Annotated in this window: 14 protein-coding genes and 1 tRNA gene; 1 reads left to right on the top strand and 14 read right to left on the bottom strand. The window is 70.2% G+C overall.

Annotated features, from left to right (window positions below):
* Positions 1-30: 30 nt before the first annotated feature.
* From ACFXOA_RS24070 to galU, 13 genes are all read right to left on the bottom strand, one after another.
* Complete coding sequence (locus tag ACFXOA_RS24070; RefSeq protein WP_385032201.1) at positions 31-1119, bottom strand: MarR family transcriptional regulator; 1089 nt, start codon at positions 1117-1119, stop codon at positions 31-33.
* A 393-nt stretch (positions 1120-1512) separates the two neighbouring features.
* A complete protein-coding gene (locus ACFXOA_RS24065; RefSeq protein ID WP_385032198.1) occupies positions 1513-2019 on the bottom strand; it encodes a DinB family protein in 507 nt (168 codons plus the stop codon).
* Positions 2020-2555: 536 nt separating this feature from the next.
* Positions 2556-3461: a histidine kinase gene (locus ACFXOA_RS24060; protein WP_385032196.1), complete on the bottom strand. Its 906-nt coding sequence runs from the start codon at positions 3459-3461 to the stop codon at positions 2556-2558.
* A 21-nt stretch (positions 3462-3482) separates the two neighbouring features.
* The gene (locus ACFXOA_RS24055; protein WP_385032193.1) at positions 3483-4094 is read right to left on the bottom strand and encodes a hypothetical protein; all 612 of its coding nucleotides are present in this window, start codon (positions 4092-4094) and stop codon (positions 3483-3485) included.
* 11 nt (positions 4095-4105) lie between these two features.
* Entirely contained in the window at positions 4106-5557 is a 1452-nt protein-coding gene (locus ACFXOA_RS24050; protein ID WP_385032190.1) for a hypothetical protein, read from the bottom strand.
* A 49-nt stretch (positions 5558-5606) separates the two neighbouring features.
* The gene (locus ACFXOA_RS24045) at positions 5607-6002 is read right to left on the bottom strand and encodes a hypothetical protein (RefSeq protein ID WP_385032187.1); all 396 of its coding nucleotides are present in this window, start codon (positions 6000-6002) and stop codon (positions 5607-5609) included.
* Between the two features lie 587 nt (positions 6003-6589).
* A tRNA-Ala gene (locus ACFXOA_RS24040) sits at positions 6590-6663 on the bottom strand.
* A gap of 87 nt (positions 6664-6750) precedes the next feature.
* Entirely contained in the window at positions 6751-7899 is a 1149-nt protein-coding gene (gene glpR / locus ACFXOA_RS24035) for a gephyrin-like molybdotransferase receptor GlpR (protein WP_385032184.1), read from the bottom strand.
* Positions 7900-8023: 124 nt separating this feature from the next.
* A complete protein-coding gene (locus ACFXOA_RS24030) occupies positions 8024-8653 on the bottom strand; it encodes a GNAT family N-acetyltransferase (protein WP_385032181.1) in 630 nt (209 codons plus the stop codon).
* Positions 8654-8670: 17 nt separating this feature from the next.
* Positions 8671-9183 carry a molybdenum cofactor biosynthesis protein B gene (locus ACFXOA_RS24025; protein WP_385032178.1) on the bottom strand — a complete coding sequence of 171 codons (513 nt, stop codon included), beginning with the start codon at positions 9181-9183 and terminating at the stop codon, positions 8671-8673.
* Positions 9180-9680, bottom strand: coding sequence for a cyclic pyranopterin monophosphate synthase MoaC (moaC, locus tag ACFXOA_RS24020; protein WP_385032175.1), 501 nt, complete (start codon positions 9678-9680; stop codon positions 9180-9182). The genes ACFXOA_RS24025 and moaC overlap by 4 nt, the downstream gene beginning before the upstream one ends.
* A gap of 127 nt (positions 9681-9807) precedes the next feature.
* Complete coding sequence (glp, locus tag ACFXOA_RS24015) at positions 9808-11115, bottom strand: gephyrin-like molybdotransferase Glp (RefSeq protein ID WP_385032172.1); 1308 nt, start codon at positions 11113-11115, stop codon at positions 9808-9810.
* A 4-nt stretch (positions 11116-11119) separates the two neighbouring features.
* Positions 11120-12022, bottom strand: a complete 903-nt coding sequence (gene galU / locus ACFXOA_RS24010; RefSeq protein ID WP_385032169.1) for a UTP--glucose-1-phosphate uridylyltransferase GalU — start codon at positions 12020-12022, stop codon at positions 11120-11122.
* Between the two features lie 93 nt (positions 12023-12115).
* Between galU and ACFXOA_RS24005 the strand changes: the two genes are divergently transcribed.
* Positions 12116-12724 (top strand): 5-formyltetrahydrofolate cyclo-ligase, encoded by a 609-nt coding sequence (locus ACFXOA_RS24005; RefSeq protein ID WP_385032166.1) that lies wholly within the window; start codon positions 12116-12118, stop codon positions 12722-12724.
* Here the strand turns inward: ACFXOA_RS24005 and ACFXOA_RS24000 are convergent.
* Positions 12721-15465, bottom strand: a complete 2745-nt coding sequence (locus tag ACFXOA_RS24000) for a penicillin acylase family protein (protein ID WP_385032163.1) — start codon at positions 15463-15465, stop codon at positions 12721-12723. The two genes, ACFXOA_RS24005 and ACFXOA_RS24000, sit on opposite strands and share 4 nt — an antisense overlap.
* Positions 15466-15684: the final 219 nt, after the last annotated feature.

Genomic DNA, 15684 nt, shown 5'->3' with positions numbered 1-15684 from the left:
TCGGCCAGGAGTTGAGGCGGACCTCCGCACTCAGGGCAGCCGGAGCTTCTCCCTGAGCAGCTTCATGTGGGCCTCGATGTCCGGTTCGAGCGCGGGTGCCTCAAGCAGGCCCGGGGAGGCGGCCGCCGTCTGACGGCAGGCGCGGCACAGCCCGTCGGGCAGCGCTTCGGGCGGCCCCGGACGCCCGCAGTCGGCGCATTCGACCAGAACGGCGCGCACGGGTGCGTCCGGCGCGGGAACCGCCTGGCCGGGCAGCCGAGCCGGAAGCTTGTCGGTCAGCCTGCGCCGGACGAGTCCCACGGGCGATCCGACCTGTGCGGGCAGCCCGGCCGTGAGCGCCCGGGTGAGGTAGTCGGCGTCCACCCCGCGCTCGAACCAAGCGGCGGCCAGGCCCTCCAGCACCTCGCAGTCCTTGGCGGACAGGGTCAGCCGCGCATCGGCCCGCCCCAGCCGGGCCAGCGCGAGATACGCGGGCGACCGCTCGGGCTCGGTCGCGCGGCCGGCCTCAGCCGGGGCGGGGGCGGGGGCCGCAGGGGCGGGACCGGCTACAGGTCCGGGGTCGGGCTCGGGCGGCTGCTCCGGGACCCGCTGCCGGGGAACCTCGGGGGCAACCGTTGCTGCGGTGCTGTCGATGGAGGCGGCGGAGGCGGAACTCCCGGCAGGACTCCCGGCAGGACTCCCGGCAGCACTCCCGGCGGGACTCCCGCCCGACGCGAGCTGGAGCGACCACCACTCGTTGTCGCGAGCGGTGCGGGACCAGTAGGTGAGGGTGACCCATCGGCTCTGCCCGAGGCTTTCCACCCGGCAGCGCACATGCCTCAGATGCCCCGCCACGGCGAGCGCCCTGAGCGCCGAGCCGATCGCCATCTGGCCGTACAACGGGAGGTCTTTGGCCAGGGACTTGATGTCCATCGCGGCACCCTCGGGCAGATGGTCGACGTACCCGGCGACATAGCGCTCCCGCGCCGGGAGGCACGCGAAGTCAGCTGCTGAGGCGGGGCGTTGATCCGGAGCGGACCGCTTTCCGTAGCCGCTCGGGGCCTGCCGGTAGGGCCGGGAAGCCTCGGCGCGGGAAGATGCGGGGGCACTCGGGGCGGAGCTAAGGTGCTGAACAGCCACGGGACCGACCTTTTTTCGGATCTTGGGGCGAGACCCCGGCCGGTGCGACTACACCGCGTCGGGGTCGATTCGTTGTGGGCACCGTAAGCAGTCGCCACTCTGCGCCGCAAGTCGGTCACGATTAGTCATACTTGCTGGCCGTGACGGGGTAGGGAGGGTGGAAAGGTTCTTCCCAAACCCTTCTTTCCCACCCGGATGAACAACACCGCTCGAACCTCGGCTCCCGGATCCCGCCCCCCGGATCCCGAAGCTCAAGCGCCGAGCCGGAGCCCTCCCGGCATCCCCCGAAAGAGCGAACCAGCCCTCCCGGAGCCCGAGTCCCGAGATTCGGGCTCCGAGGTTCGGGCTTTGAGGTTCGGGCTCCGAGGTTCGGGCTGCGAGCGCCGGAAGCCCTCAGTCCCCGGTCGTGCCGTCGAGCATCTCGCGCAGGATGTCCAGGTGGCCGTTGTGGCGTGCCGTCTCCTCCGTGAGGTGCAGGAGGATCCAGCGCAGGTCGACGGGGGAGCCGCTGGGGCGCGCTCGTACGGCCTGCTTGTCGAGGTCGTTCCCGGCGACCAGTTCGCGGTACCGGGCGCTCTGTTCGGCGTATTCGTCGAGCAGTTGGGCCAGCGGGAAGTCCACCGCGATACGCATCTCGCGGTCGGGGTCCTCGTCGGTCCAGGGACCCTGGTCCTCCTCGCCGAGGAAGACCACCTGGAACCAGTGGTACTCGACCCAGCGGAGGTGGTTGATCAGACCGCTCATGGTCATCAGCGGTGAGCCCGGCAGGAGTGCCTTGCGCGCGTTCTCCGCCGAGACGCCCTCACATTTGGCGCGGGCGGTGTCACGGGCGTAGTCGAGGAACGTGGTGAGCTGGGTGCGCTCGTCCCACGCGGTCGGGATGTCATCGATTCTGGTCATCGCGCGAAGCGTCCCCGATCGCCGGGACCGGTGTCGAGCCATTTGCCACGGGGCGTGGCTCCGGGCGGCTCTCCCCGGGAGCGGAAGCAGAAACATCTCGACGATCCCGTTTATCCGGGAGCCACGGGGCACTCGCAACTCCATGACCACCGGGGCAGATTCCTGCGCACCTCGCCCGCCGACGCGTAGGCGCGCAGGTCGCCGCGATCCCCGCCGGGACCGGCACCGCGGTGGACACCTCCCAGCCGCGGTTCCGCCGTCTCGCACAGGCCGTCGAAGCGGCCTCCGGGGAATCGGACCTTCCGGAAAGGATCAGCCCATGTCCCGTCTCGGACAGCCTGTGGAGCAGCGAACCGCTGTGAGGCGGTACGCCCAGTTCGTCGCGTCCTTCTCCGTGGTCGCCGTTCTGATCTCCGCCTTCCTGGTGTTCCCCGAGAGCCCCGGCGGCTGGGCCCTTCTCGCCTCGGCCTTCTTCGCGTGTCTCGTGGTGTCGCTCCTCGTCCAGGAGAGCGGGAGCAAACAGTCCCGACGCGGTGCTACGCCGCACCCGCCCCGGTCGCGGGCAACCGGAGTTCAGCCGCGTCAGGCAGCAGGCCGGTGATCTGTGCCCAGAGGGTTCTCGGCTCCACACGTACGAGCCGGAAGGGTGCGTCCGGGGTGATCCTCTCTTCGGCCACGGGCTCGGTGGGCAGTTCGCGCTGCCAGTAGCCGAGCGGTCCGCAGTCCCAGACCGCGATGCCACGGGCTGTCGTCACGTCCCGTCCGTCGCCGTGGCCCCGCCATGCCGAGGTGAGCCGCCAGCTCGACCGCAGCCCGGAGATCAGCTCGGCGAGGAGGTCGAGCTCCCGCTCGGCGGGGCGTGCCGGACCGCCTGCCGCCAGGGCCTCCAGAATCGCCCGGCGTTCCTCGGCCGCCGGGAGGACTGCGGGCCCCGCCAGCACCGCAAGCCCGGCCTCGGCGGTTCCGACGGCCGTCTCCACGACGGAAAGGGCGGCCCCGGAAGCATCGGAGGCGGGCCGCGCGGAGGCCGCGGACGCGCCTGGCGCCACGCCCGTGGTCGTCTGCCGCAGGTTCACCATGTCGGCGAGCTTCCACACCAGCATCTTCGGGTCGACCAGGGAGTACTCGGCCTCGTTCGTGCCCGGCCACGCCTCATGGGCGACGACGTGCTCCTCCCCGATGAGCATGCCGTGGTGCAGGCTGCCCTGTCTGCCGGCCGCCTCCAGCGAGACGACCACTCCCGGCGACAGGACCGTGTTGATCAACGGAAGCAGCAGCGGGGACAGCCTGCCGCCCCCGTCGACGAGCCCGCAGTCCACCAGTTCCTGCCGGGCCGTCGCGAGCTCACCGGGCAGTGGGGCACCCGTGGCGAGCTCGGAGAGCACGATCAGATGCTCGTCGGCCAGCCGGAACCTGGCACGGGAGATGTCGAACGAAGGCATACGCACTCACTTGGTCGTGGCTCAGTACTGGGACTCGGCCCAGAAGTTGAAGATCCTTGAAACACCCGCGCGTACGGCTCCACGCCGGGTCAGCACGGACCGGTCGACCCCGGCGAAGAGGATAGCCAGGGAGATGTCTGCGGGCAGCACCCGTCCGGTGGCCCGAACCGTCAGCTTCCGGCCGCTGCCCCGGCCCGACTCGCGTACGACGATCTCCACGCCGGGGTCCTCGGAATCGCGCAGCCGGATCAGTTCGTACGCCCTGCGATTGATCGCCGTGAGCCGGTAGGAGTCGCCCAGGTAGGTCATCCGCAGGCTGCGGCCCCGGTGGCTCGGCGCCCAGCGGTTGCGTTCCGTCCTCACCTGTCCGCCGCCCAGCCGGAGCGTCGAACGATTCAGGGTGGGCATCGAGACCACGTCGGTGTGCACCCCGCGTGTCTCGAAGGTGGCGGTCGGGATCAGCCCGCCGGTCACCTCCGTGACCAGGACATTAGTCATGTCCCTGCCCGCCGGATAGACGAGCCGGATGTCTCCGAGTTCACCGGCCGTGCCCTGCCAGCCGAATTTCGTACGGCCGTGAGGCTGCTTCTCCTTCCAGAAGGCGAGGGTGAACGGGTTGATCGTCGTATGCATGGGTGTCCTCGTCAGTCGAACGGGTTGAGCGCGCTGCCGACCTTCTTGGCGCCGTCGGCGATTCCCTCCCCGATGTCCGAGGCGGTGTCCCCCACCCACTCCCCGGCCTTCTCGATGCCCTCCCCGATGGCCTCGTGGTTGTCCCAGACCAGGCAGCCCGCGTACACCAGGCCGGTACCGACCGCCAGGCCCGCGGTGACCGGATTGGGCGCGACCGTCAGGGCGGTCATGGACGCGCTGAACGCCGTACCACTGAGGTCACTGGCGAACTTCGCCGGATCGGCCTTGATCATGTCCGCGTCGTACGTCGTCAGGTTGGCGACCCCGTACGCGGTCGCCGCGACACCGCCGACCACTCCCGCGCCCCGGATCCAGCCGGCTGCCTTCGCCGCGTTCGCCAGGCCGCCGTTCTGTGCGACCTTGGCGAGGTTGGCCTCGGCGGCCGACGGCATCACGAACGTGCCGTTACGCATGAACCCGCCGAACATGGCGGCCTCGTCCGATCCGGTGATGGCATTGACCATGCCCGGCGGAACCTTGCTCAGCAGGCTCCCCGGTACGGCCCCGGCCATGCGGTTGTTGATGAAGGTGGAGAGGAAGGTTCCGGGCGCGGTGACGTCCTTGCCCTGCTTGAGGTACTTGAACAGTTTGAACGCGCCGCCCGCGCTCCCTCCGACGGCGGCGGCGAAGGCGGAGGCCGTGATCGTGCCCTTCTGCACCGCGGCGAAGAGATCGGCCAGCCGCTTGCTGCCCGTGATCTTCTCGACTCCGTCACGCTGAAGTCGCTGCAGATAGTCGTCGAGCGTCTCACCGTCACGCATGGCCAGCGAGTTGAGCTCCATGCGCTGCTGCTTCTGCTGGTCGTCGGCTGCCGCGACCTTGTCGGCGTTGCCGTTGAAGCCGCCCGCCGTGCCGTCGTTCCCACCCCCGCCGGTGTCCTTGACGACGGCTTCGAGGTCCTTCTGCACGTCCTGATCGGCGTCGTCGACGGCTTTGACGCAGGCCTTGATGTAGTCGGCCCAGGACTGCTCGCTGTCGTGGACGCTCCTGGCGTAGTCCGGGTCGTGGCGCAGGGCGTCGCGTTCGGCCTCGGTGGCTCGCTCGTGGTCGAAGGCGACATTGCCCTGCTCGGACACCTTCATCCCGGCGGCCACGGCGTCGGCGCGGGCGGTCACCAGCCGCTGCTTCAGCTCGACGAACTGGGCGTGGGCGTTGCGCAGCAGGGTCGCCGTCGCCTTCGCCTGGGTCTGGGCCGCCTGGTACTCGTACCGGGTCGCCGCGAAGTTCAGGGAGGCCGCGTCAGCGCTGAGTCCGAGCCATCCGGTTCCCAGCGTGACGGTCTGGACGCCGTCCCGGTAGCGCTTCTCGGCCTTCCCGAACTCCTTCGCCATGGAGGTCCAGCTTTCGGCGGCTGCCGAAAGCTCCGCGAAGTCCGCCGTCATGACGTCGCGATAGGTCAGCATGATCGATCCTCCCGGGCTGTCCGCGTACCGCGCAGCGGCCTCGGGCCCCTCATCGGTAGGTGTCGAAGACCGACGGGGTCCTGACGGAACTGATGCCGTCCCGCCGGTCGGCGTCGATGCCCGTGAACGTGGTGGCGGTGTTCCTCAGCCCGTCGCGCTCCCTGCCCAGACGGCCCAGGAGAGTTCTGACCTGTCCGTCCCAGGTGGTCTGCACCTTCTTCAACGCCCCCGCGGTGGCCCATCCGCTGAGCGACTTCGCGGCTCCGGCGTTGGCCTCGTCGGCGTGGTTGCCGGCCTTCCTGGTGCTCGTCAGCAGCTCGTTCTCGATGACCCCGGCGGCGGCCTTCTTCTCGGACGCCGTTGACACGAGACTCGGAGGGGCCAGGGGCGCCACAGGGCCGTACACCGGTGCCGGACCGTCCTCGGGAAGCCCGTTCAACCTCATGGAGGCTGTTCCGCCCGCGCTCGCGTCGGACCTGAGCCCCGTCCGCTCCCCTTCGGTTCCCACTCCGCGCCTCCGTCGGCCGACTGTTCGAGGCCACATCCTATGAACGGCAGACATGAATGCAAGACCGGTCTCATGCCGTCATGAACGATCACGCCCTCGGTCGGCATTCGGTTCCCGACGCCTTTGTCCGCCACCCCGCCCGTTCCGGCGGAGCCTGTCGTGACACGGCCTCACCGGCTCGCCTCGCCGGCGTCACCGGTCTCGCGGTCGCCGGGCCGGGTACGCACGCATGCTGTGCCGCCACAGCCACCACTGCAGTCCGCGCCGCGGCGTACCGGACGAACTCCGCGGGGATGCTGAAGGGCGCCGCGTCCCGGAAGCCCGGGCGCCCCGGTGCCATCGTCAGCGCGGGGCTCAGGCCTTCCGGCGGACGAGGAGGCAGCGGGGCACGCGTGGTCATCAGCGACGTCAAGTGTCAGGGACGCGCCGTCGGAAGGGCCCCGGAAACGCTGAGATCCCGCCCCGCCTTCCGGCGGAACGGGATCTCGTGACGTCCGCGAGAGCTACTCGCGAACTGTCGTCTGTGGACCTGTGGGGATTTGAACCCCAGACCCCCTCGATGCGAACGAGGTGCGCTACCAGACTGCGCCACAGGCCCTTGCGACGTGTGAAACTCTAGCACCCCGATCGGGGTGCTCGGAAATCCGTATCCCGGCAGGTCACCGAGTCGGCTCCGCGAGCGAGCTCACTCGTTGGCCGCACGCGGCCGGTCCTCGCCGTCGTACTGGTCGAAGAGCGGGGTACGGCCCCGGTCGCGGGTGCGCCTGGCCGGGCTGGACCGGCGGCGCGGAGCCGGCTCGGCGTCCGAAGGGGCCGCGTCCTGGGAGTCGCGGCTCGGCTCGGCCGGGCTGGAGCGGGCGGCGCTCCAGGTCTCCGGGTCGCCGACCTCGACCCCGCCGGTGGCGCGCGGGGCGACGGGGGCGGTGACATAGGTCGGCAGCGGGACCGGGACGGGCTCCCAGCTGTCCCCCTGGGCGGGGCCCCGCTCGCGCTGCTGGTCGACCCACTCCGCGTGATCCGTCTGCTCGACGAGAGCGCGGCGGCCGGCCTCCTGCGGTGAGACCGTCGGGACGGGCGCGGGCGCTTCGGACTCCTCGTCGGGCTCGGCGGCCGCCGAGGACGATGAGTGCTGCCTGCGAGGGCGGTTCTCGCGGAGCCGCTGCGCGGCGGCCTCCGCGCGGCGCCGGTCCATCGTGAAGACGAACCGGCGGCGCTCCTGGCCACGCAGGTGCACGATGTACGCGCTCAGCATCACGGCCGGGACCGCCGGAGCCCACAGGAAGCGGAGTCCGCCCACCGCGGCGACCACCGCGCCCAGCGTGAACGCGAGGAACAGGACCGTGGTGGTGCGCCGGCGCCGGGCCAGGACCTGCGAACGCCGCCGGCGCTCACGCTCGGCCTCGGCACCGGAGGGGCGTCTCGTCTCCCGCCGGCCGGAGGCCGGGCGGACCGGCATCTCACGCCGGCGGTCCGGCCCGGGCCCGGCGGACGCCGGGTCGCGCAACCGCGCTTCCGTATGGGCCGGGGGCGCGGAAAAGGCCCGGACGTCGACGGACTCCAAACGGTCCGTGACGGCATCCGGGTCCGCGTCGCCGGGCGCCTCCTCGGCATCCCGCTCCTGCAGCTCCTTGGCGTAACGACGCTCCATCGCCGCCCGTCCGGACAGCAGCCGGATGGCGGTGCTGAAGCGTTCCGTCGGACGCGCCTCGTTGAGCTCGTCCTGCCTGCGGAGCCACATCGGCACCAAGTAGGCGGCCCAGGCACCGACGATGACTGCGTAGATGAGGCCGCTGCTGCTCACTCTCACACCGTAGAGGGGTTTGCGCGGCAGCATCCGCCAATTGGCCCGGTGTGTCGCACGTTCTCGCTCATATGACGGACTTTTTTTGTGATTCTTCGGGTCACCGGTCGACGAAAGTGGGGGCGATTACCTTCAGCCGTCGATCAAATTCGAACACTTATCTTATTTCCCCAGGAGTGCTCGGCGTGTCCGGTGTACCCGGCCGCACCCTGCGCCAACGCCGCAGCAGCCCGTCCGGCACCTCTTCCGCCGTGAGGGCGAAGATCAGGTGGTCGCGCCACGCACCGTCGATGTGCAGATAACGCGGCCTCAGCCCTTCGGCACGGAATCCGAGTTTCTCCACGACGCGCCGGCTGGGCGTGTTCTCCGGCCGAATGCACACCTCGATCCGGTGCAGTCCGACCGTGCCGAAACAGTGGTCGACGGCGAGCGCCACCGCGGTGGGCATGACCCCGCGGCCCGCCACGCTCTGGTCGACCCAGTACCCGACATGCCCCGAGCACATGGAGCCCCAGGTGATGCCCGCCACCGTCAACTGCCCGACGAGACGGCCCTCGTACTCGATGGCGAACGGAAGCATCCGGCCCGCGTTCGCCTCGGCGCGCAGGTGCCGGATCATCTGCCGGTAGGTGGGCCGACGCGCAACCGGCCCACCGGGGGCGGGCGGTGGGACCGTCGCCTCCCAGGGGCGCAGCCAGTCCCGGTTACGCCGGTTGACCTCACGCCACACGCTCTGGTCCCGGAGCTTTATCGGGCGGAGGGTGACGGCGCCGTCGGTCAGGATCACCGGCCAGGTCCGGACGTTCAGCTCGGGCTCCCCGGTCGGGCGTGGTCGCCACCGCGCAACTGGTCGACGGCGTGCACCAGAAGCCTGCCGAGCACCGCGAGGCCGTCGCGTACGCCGCCGGTCGAGCCGGGCAGGTTCACGATCAGGGTGCCGCCGGCGATTCCGGCGAGACCTCGGGAGAGCGCGGCGGTGGGAACCTTGTCCCGGCCCTCGGCGCGGATGGCCTCGGCGATGCCCGGCACCTCGCGGTCCAGGACCCGGCGGGTGGCTTCCGGTGTGCGGTCGGTGGGCGAGATGCCCGTACCACCGGTGGTGACGATCACGTCGTAGCCGGCCTCCACGCCGGCTCGCAGGGCCGCCTCGACCGGGTCGCCGTCGGGCACGACCTGCGGGCCCTCGACGGTGAAGCCGAGGCCGGTGAGGGCGTCGGAGATGAGGGGGCCGCCCTTGTCGGCGTACACACCGGCGGAGGCGCGGTTGGAGGCGGTCACGACGAGGGCGCGGTATCCGCCGCTGCCGGGCGTGCTCATGCGTGCGACCCCTCCGGTCCGGTGCGCCGGTAGTCGCCGGACTTGCCGCCCGACTTCGCCTCCACCCGCACGTCCGTGATGACCGCGCTCTTGTCGACCGCCTTGACCATGTCGATCACCGTGAGAGCGGCCACCGACACGGCGGTCAGGGCCTCCATCTCGACCCCCGTCCGGTCGGTCGTCTTCACCGTGGCCAGGATCTCCACCGCGTCGTCGGCGACGCTCAGATCGACCTTGACGCCGGAGACGGCGAGCGGGTGACAGAGCGGGATCAGGTCGGGTGTGCGCTTGGCCCCCATGATCCCCGCGATCCGCGCGGTGGCGAGGGCGTCACCCTTGGGTACGCCCTCGCCCCTGAGGAGTTCGATGACGCGCGGCGACACGAGGACCCGTCCGCTCGCCCGGGCAACACGGGTCGTGACGTCCTTCTCCGACACGTCGACCATGCGGGCCGCGCCCGCCTCGTCGATGTGGGTCAGCCTGTTCTGCGTACTCAACTCACTCCGCCTAGCGGTAGGGCGCCGGTTGCCCGCCCGGCCGCGCACACGCGTGCGAGCAGGGGGGGCCGGGGGGCTTCCCCCGGTAAGGCACAGCGGCAGATACGGTACCGCCACCGCGCGGAAGTCAGCGGAGGAGGATCACCTCGGTCTCCGCGCCGGGCTCCGCGGAGGTGACGTCCTCCGGCAGCACGATCAGCGCGTCGGCCTGGGCGAGTGCGGCGATCAGATGCGATCCGGCGCCGCCGACGGGAGTCACGGTGCCCTTCTCCGCGTCGTACGTCCCGCGCAGGAACTGCCGCTTCCCGTCGGGCGAGGTGAGCGCCTTGTCCATGTCGAGCGTTGCCCGGACCTTCGGGCGGTGGACGTCCTTCAGCCCCATCAGCGTCATGATCGCCGGGCGGACGAACAACTCGAAGGAGACGTACGAGGAGACCGGGTTGCCGGGCAGTGCGAGCAGCGGGGTGTGGTCGGGGCCGATCGCGCCGAAGCCCTGGGGCTTGCCCGGCTGCATGGCGAGCTTGCGGAAGTCGATGCCGCCGCCCTCGTCGTCGTCGCCCACGGAGGACAGGGCCTCCTTGACCACGTCGTACGCGCCGACGCTCACCCCGCCCGTGGTGACGACGATGTCGGCGCGGATCAACTGGTCCTCGATCGTGGCGCGGAGCGTCCCGGCGTCGTCGGCGACCGCGGGGACCCGGTAGGCGATGGCCCCGGCCTCCCTGGCGGCAGCGGTCAGCGCGAAGCTGTTGGAGTCGTAGATCCGGCCGGGGGTCAGCTCCTCCCCCGGCTGGGCCAGTTCGCTGCCGGTGGACAGGACGACGACTCGCGGCCGGGGCCGCACCTTCACCGTCGACCTGCCGATCGCCGCGAGCAGTCCGATCTGCGGCGGTCCGACGACCGAGCCGGCCGCCAGCGCCAGGTCACCGGGCTTCACGTCACTGCCCTTGGCCCGGACGTGGGCGCGCGGCTCGGCCGGCCGGTGGACGCGCACCTCGCCGCTCGCCCCCTCCGGGGCGTCGCTGTGGGCCCGCATCGTGGTCGCGGGGCCTTCGCCGGTGCCGCCGTCGGTCCACTCGACCGGGACGACCGCCTCCGCGCCCTCGGGGAGCGGTGCACCGGTCATGATGCGGGCGGCCTCTCCGGGGCCGACGGTCCGGCCCTCGGCCAGGCCGCCGTCACCGGCCGCGACATCGCCGATGACGGTGAGGACGGCCGGGAACTCCTCGCTGGCGCCCTCGACGTCGGCGATCCGGACGGCGTATCCGTCCATCGAGCTGTTGTCGAAGGGCGGCAGGGCGACCTCGACCACGACGTCCTCGACCAGGACGCAGCCCTGGGCGTCCGGCAGTTGCAGCTCGATGGGTTCGAGCGGCCTCACCGCGGAGAGGATGTCGTCCAGGTGCTCGTCGACCGACCAGATCGTGCTGCTCAAGCTCTTACAACTCCTCGCTGACGTAACTGCGCAGCCAGGACCGGAAGTCCGGTCCCAGGTCCTCACGTTCGCACGCGAGTCTGACAATGGCACGCAGATAGTCGCCCCGGTCACCGGTGTCGTAGCGGCGTCCCTTGAAGACGACGCCGTGCACGGGGCCGCCGATCTTCTCGTCCTCGGCGAGGAGTTGGAGGGCGTCGGTCAGCTGGATCTCGCCGCCGCGTCCGGGTTCGGTCCGGCGCAGTATGCCGAAGACGGCCGGGTCGAGGACGTAGCGGCCGATCACGGCGAGGTTGCTGGGAGCCTCGCCCGTCTCGGGCTTCTCCACGAGTCCGGTGACTCGGACGACGTCGCTGTCGGTGGTCGCCTCGGTGGCGGCGCAGCCGTACATGTGGATCTGGGAGGGGTCGACCTCCATCAGCGCGACGACGCTGCCGCCCTCGCGCTCCTGGACCTCGACCATCCGGGCGAGCAGGGGGTCGCGCGGGTCGATGAGGTCGTCGCCGAGGAGCACGGCGAACGGCTGGTCGCCGACGTGCGGCGCGGCGCAGAGGACGGCGTGGCCGAGCCCGCGCGGGTCACCCTGGCGCACGTAGTGCATGGTGGCCAGATCGCTGGACTCCTGGACCTTCGAGAGGCGGTCGGCGTCGCCCTTGCGGGTCAGCGCGGACTCCAACTCGTAGTTCCGGTCGAAGTGGTCCTCCAGAGGACGCTTGTTCCGGCCGGTGATCATCAGTACGTCGGAGAGGCCCGCGCCGACGGCTTCCTCGACGACATACTGGATGGCGGGCTTGTCGACGACAGGCAGCATCTCTTTGGGAGTGGCCTTGGTGGCCGGCAGGAACCGGGTGCCGAGGCCCGCAGCTGGGATGACAGCTTTGCTGATCCTGGGGTGCGACTGAGTCATGCGCAGAACTGTAACCGGTGCGTATGGGCGGAAGATGAGCGTCCGGTTAACTTCGTCCTCATACATGCGCATAGATGAAGGATGTGGGACCCGTTGAACCCCGACATGTCCGGAAAGCAGGCGTTGCGCGGCGAGCTGCTGGCCGCCCGTGCCCTCCTCACCTCTGAGGACGTCGCTGAGGCGGCCGCGGTTCTCGCCTCCGCCGCGACCGCTCTTCCCGAGCTCGCGGACGCCCGGACCGTGGCGGCGTACGTGTCGGTGGGCCGCGAACCGGGAACCCGCGTCCTCCTCGACGCCCTGCGGCGGCGCGGCGTACGCGTCCTGCTGCCGGTGCTGATGGACGACAACGACCTGGACTGGGCCGAGTTCGAGGGGGCGGACCGACTCGTCGCCGCCGGCCGCGGCCTGCGCGAGCCCGACGGTGCGCGCCTCGGTCCGCGGGCGGTGCTCGAAGCGGACGCGGTCCTGCTGCCCGGACTGGCCGTGGACGGGCGGGGGATGCGCCTCGGCCGGGGTGGTGGCAGCTACGACCGGGTGCTGGCACGGCTGGCGGCCGCGGGGGCGCACCCCGCCCTCGTCGTCCTGCTCTACGACGACGAGGTGGTCGCGCGGGTCCCGGAGGAACCGCACGACCACCTCGTGGACGCCGTGGTCACACCGGCCGGAACCCGGCGCTTCCGCACCGGGACCGCCCGGGGTTAGGGCTTCTTGAGCGTCAGGGAGTCGACCGTGGACTTCTCCACGGCGCTCTCCCCGAAGGACCAGTCCAGCAGTTCGCCTTTCACCCATTTGTCGGTCTGGTCGGTGTAGTGGGCGCTGAAGGCGTGACCGGACGCACCGGTGAGGTTGATCCAGCGGGACTTGTCCCAGTCGCCGACGTTGACGACCATCCGCATCGACGGCACCCAGATCACCTCGTAGCCGCCCGCGGCGTTCCAGCCGGTGGCGTCCACGGTCGCCTCGCCGCCGCCGAGGTCCCAGGGGCCTCGGTTGAGGGCGCGCTGCAGCAGGCCGGGGCCCTCGGTGCCGAGGGTCTGGTTGCGCAGGGTCAGCTGGTGCAGCCGGCCCCACGTCCAGGTGCTCATGTCCTTGCCGAGCTCCGCGGTCAGCTCCCAGCGCGCGTCCTCCATGGCGCGGGCGAAGAGCTCGTCACGGTTGTCGATGGCGTGCTCACGGCCCTTGGCGGGGACCTTCCACCACGCGTTGTCCTGGTCGTCCAGGATGTTCTCGACCACCTCGTACCAGCGGTCGCCGCCGTCCGGCTGCGCCGCGTCCGGGGCGCGCTGGCCGCATTCGCGTACGAGCTTGTCCTGCTCGTCCACCGGGCCGACGCCCGCGACGGGCTCCACGTAGATGCAGTCGCCCTTGGCCCGCATCTCCTTGGGGAGCTTGTCCCCGAAGGCCAGCTTGAGGATGTTGCGCCAGACCGCGTTGAAGTACGCGGCGGCGGCCGAGTCGGAGTCCTGGGTGTACTCCCAGCCCTCCAGCAGCTTCTGCGCCTCGCGGACGTTCTTGTCGGAGATGTTGAGGTTCTTCAGGATGGGCACCAGCTTCGGCGCGATCGCGCTCTGGTTGTCCATCTGCAGCGTCTGCATGTCGTCGGTGGAGATCTTCTCGCCACCCTCGATCTTGTCGCCGATCAGGTCGTTGATCCGCTGGCTCCGGGCGCCGTAGCCCCAGTCCTTCGTCAGCATGTGGTCGTAGTCCTGACCGATGACCGCCTGGTTGGCGGTGACGATGTAGCCACGGTCCGGGTTGTACTCGTAGGGCAGCTCGTCGAAGGGGATGGGGTCCTTCTCCCAGCCGTACGCCGGGTCCCAGCCGGGGCTCGGCATCGTGCCGTCCCCCTTCTTGCGGACCGGGATGGTGCCGGGCGCCTGATAGCCGATGTTGCCCTTGGTGTCGGCGTAGATGAGGTTCTGCGAGGGCACCTCGAAGTCGGAGGCCGCCTTGCGGAAGGTCGTGAAGTCCTTCGCGCGGTTGAGCTCGAAGACCGCGTCCATGGACCTGCCGGGCTGCAGCGCCGTCCACTTCAGGGAGACCCCGTACCCGTCGCCGCGGTCCGGGGCGGAGGTGGTGACGGGGGCCTTCTTCCCGACCTTCTCCAGTTCCCCGCTGCGGTCCGACACCAGCGGACCGTTGTTGGTCTCGCGGACGGTGATCTTCCTGTCCTTGCCGCCGGCGACCTTGATGGTCTCCTGCCGGGTGACGAAGGGTTCGGTCTTCCCGTCGTACTGGTAGCCGTCCGCACCGACCTTCTCGAGGAAGAGGTCCGTGACGTCGGCGCCGAGGTTGGTGAAGCCCCAGGAGATGTCCTGGTTGTGACCGATGATCACACCGGGCATCCCGGAGAACGTGTACCCGGCGGTGTCGTATCCGCAGGACTCGGAGACCTGCCGGCAGTGCAGCCCCATCTGGTACCAGAGCGACGGCAGCATGGGCGCCAGGTGCGGGTCGTTGGCCAGCAGGGGGCTGCCGGTCGTCGTGTGCGCACCGGAGACGACCCAGGAGTTCGATCCGATGCCGTCACCGTTCGGCCCGAGCAGCGCGGGGATCTCGTCGAGTGTCTTCGAGAGCGAGGAGAGCTGCGTGTTGACGCCCTCGGCCGCGCCCTGGGGGGTCTGGGCGCCGACACCGCCCGAAGGCTCGGCGTCCGGGTCGAACTTGCCGGTGACCGGGGAGACCGCGCCCTTGTCGACGATGGGCTCGTTCTTCTCGTACGGATAGTCCGGGTAGAGGTCCTTGATCTGCTTCGAGCTGAGCCTGCTGGTCATCAGCGAGCGGTCGATCTCGTCCTGCATGTTTCCGCGCAGGTCCCAGGCCATCGCCTTGAGCCAGGCCACCGAGTCGACGGGCGTCCACTTGGCCGGCTTGTAGTCGTTGGTCAGCCCGAGGGCCGCGTACTCGACGGAGATGTCCTTGCCGTCCTTGCCGTCCAGATACGCGTTCACCCCCTCCGCGTAGGCCTGGAGGTTCTTCTTGGTGTCCTCGTCCAGGACGGTGTCGTACTCCTCCTGGGCGACCTTGCGCCAGCCCAGCGTGCGCAGGAAGGAGTCGGTGGCGACCTGGCCCGAGCCGAACATCTCGGAGAGGCGTCCGGAGGTCATGTGCCGGCGGACGTCCATCTCCCAGAAGCGGTCCTGGGCCTGGACGAAGCCCTGGGCGCGGAAGAGGTCGCTGTCGGTGTCCGCGTAGATCTGCGGGATCCCGTAGTCGTCGCGTTTCACGTCGACGTCCCCGGAGAGCCCCTTCAGCTCGATGGAACCGGTGGTCTGCGGGTACGAGGCCCGGACGGTCGAGACGGACCAGTACGCGCCGAACCCGACACCCGCGACAAGCGCCAGCACCAGGACGATCACGAACAGGCGGGCGCGTCGCCCCTTCTTCCTGCCGGACTTCTTCGCATCGGAAGACCCGGAAGGGGCGGTTGTGTTGGCGGGCATCGCTGTCCTTCGAGGGGCAGGGTGGTCCTGGGAGTGCAGGAGCAACCATAGGCGCCCCGCCGAAGCCACTCGGACGCGGTATGGGGATGCATCCATTTGCGCACCGGTTCGTACGAACACTCGAAGGCATCAAGAAAGCGTTAAAGATTAGGTAAGGTAACGAAGTACCGGCTTCCGGAGGACGATCCGGAAGGCCCACGCAGGGAAGGAACTGACGCT

This window comes from Streptomyces sp. NPDC059166 (assembly GCF_042755185.1).
Classification (GTDB): domain Bacteria; phylum Actinomycetota; class Actinomycetes; order Streptomycetales; family Streptomycetaceae; genus Streptomyces.
The sequence above is the reverse complement of the archived record's forward strand: the minus strand, read 5'-3'. Positions and strand labels throughout refer to the sequence as shown.

What these genes read in the sequence shown, in the direction of transcription:
- ACFXOA_RS24000 (WP_385032163.1), bottom strand. Translation starts at nt 15,465, where the DNA reads ATGCCCGCCAACACAACCGCCCCTTCCGGGTCTTCCGATGCGAAGAAG.
- ACFXOA_RS24025 (WP_385032178.1), bottom strand. Translation starts at nt 9,183, where the DNA reads ATGAGCACGCCCGGCAGCGGCGGATACCGCGCCCTCGTCGTGACCGCC.
- ACFXOA_RS24050 (WP_385032190.1), bottom strand. Translation starts at nt 5,557, where the DNA reads ATGCTGACCTATCGCGACGTCATGACGGCGGACTTCGCGGAGCTTTCG.
- galU (WP_385032169.1), bottom strand. Translation starts at nt 12,022, where the DNA reads ATGACTCAGTCGCACCCCAGGATCAGCAAAGCTGTCATCCCAGCTGCG.
- ACFXOA_RS24060 (WP_385032196.1), bottom strand. Translation starts at nt 3,461, where the DNA reads ATGCCTTCGTTCGACATCTCCCGTGCCAGGTTCCGGCTGGCCGACGAG.
- ACFXOA_RS24055 (WP_385032193.1), bottom strand. Translation starts at nt 4,094, where the DNA reads ATGCATACGACGATCAACCCGTTCACCCTCGCCTTCTGGAAGGAGAAG.
- ACFXOA_RS24045 (WP_385032187.1), bottom strand. Translation starts at nt 6,002, where the DNA reads ATGAGGTTGAACGGGCTTCCCGAGGACGGTCCGGCACCGGTGTACGGC.
- glpR (WP_385032184.1), bottom strand. Translation starts at nt 7,899, where the DNA reads ATGCTGCCGCGCAAACCCCTCTACGGTGTGAGAGTGAGCAGCAGCGGC.
- ACFXOA_RS24065 (WP_385032198.1), bottom strand. Translation starts at nt 2,019, where the DNA reads ATGACCAGAATCGATGACATCCCGACCGCGTGGGACGAGCGCACCCAG.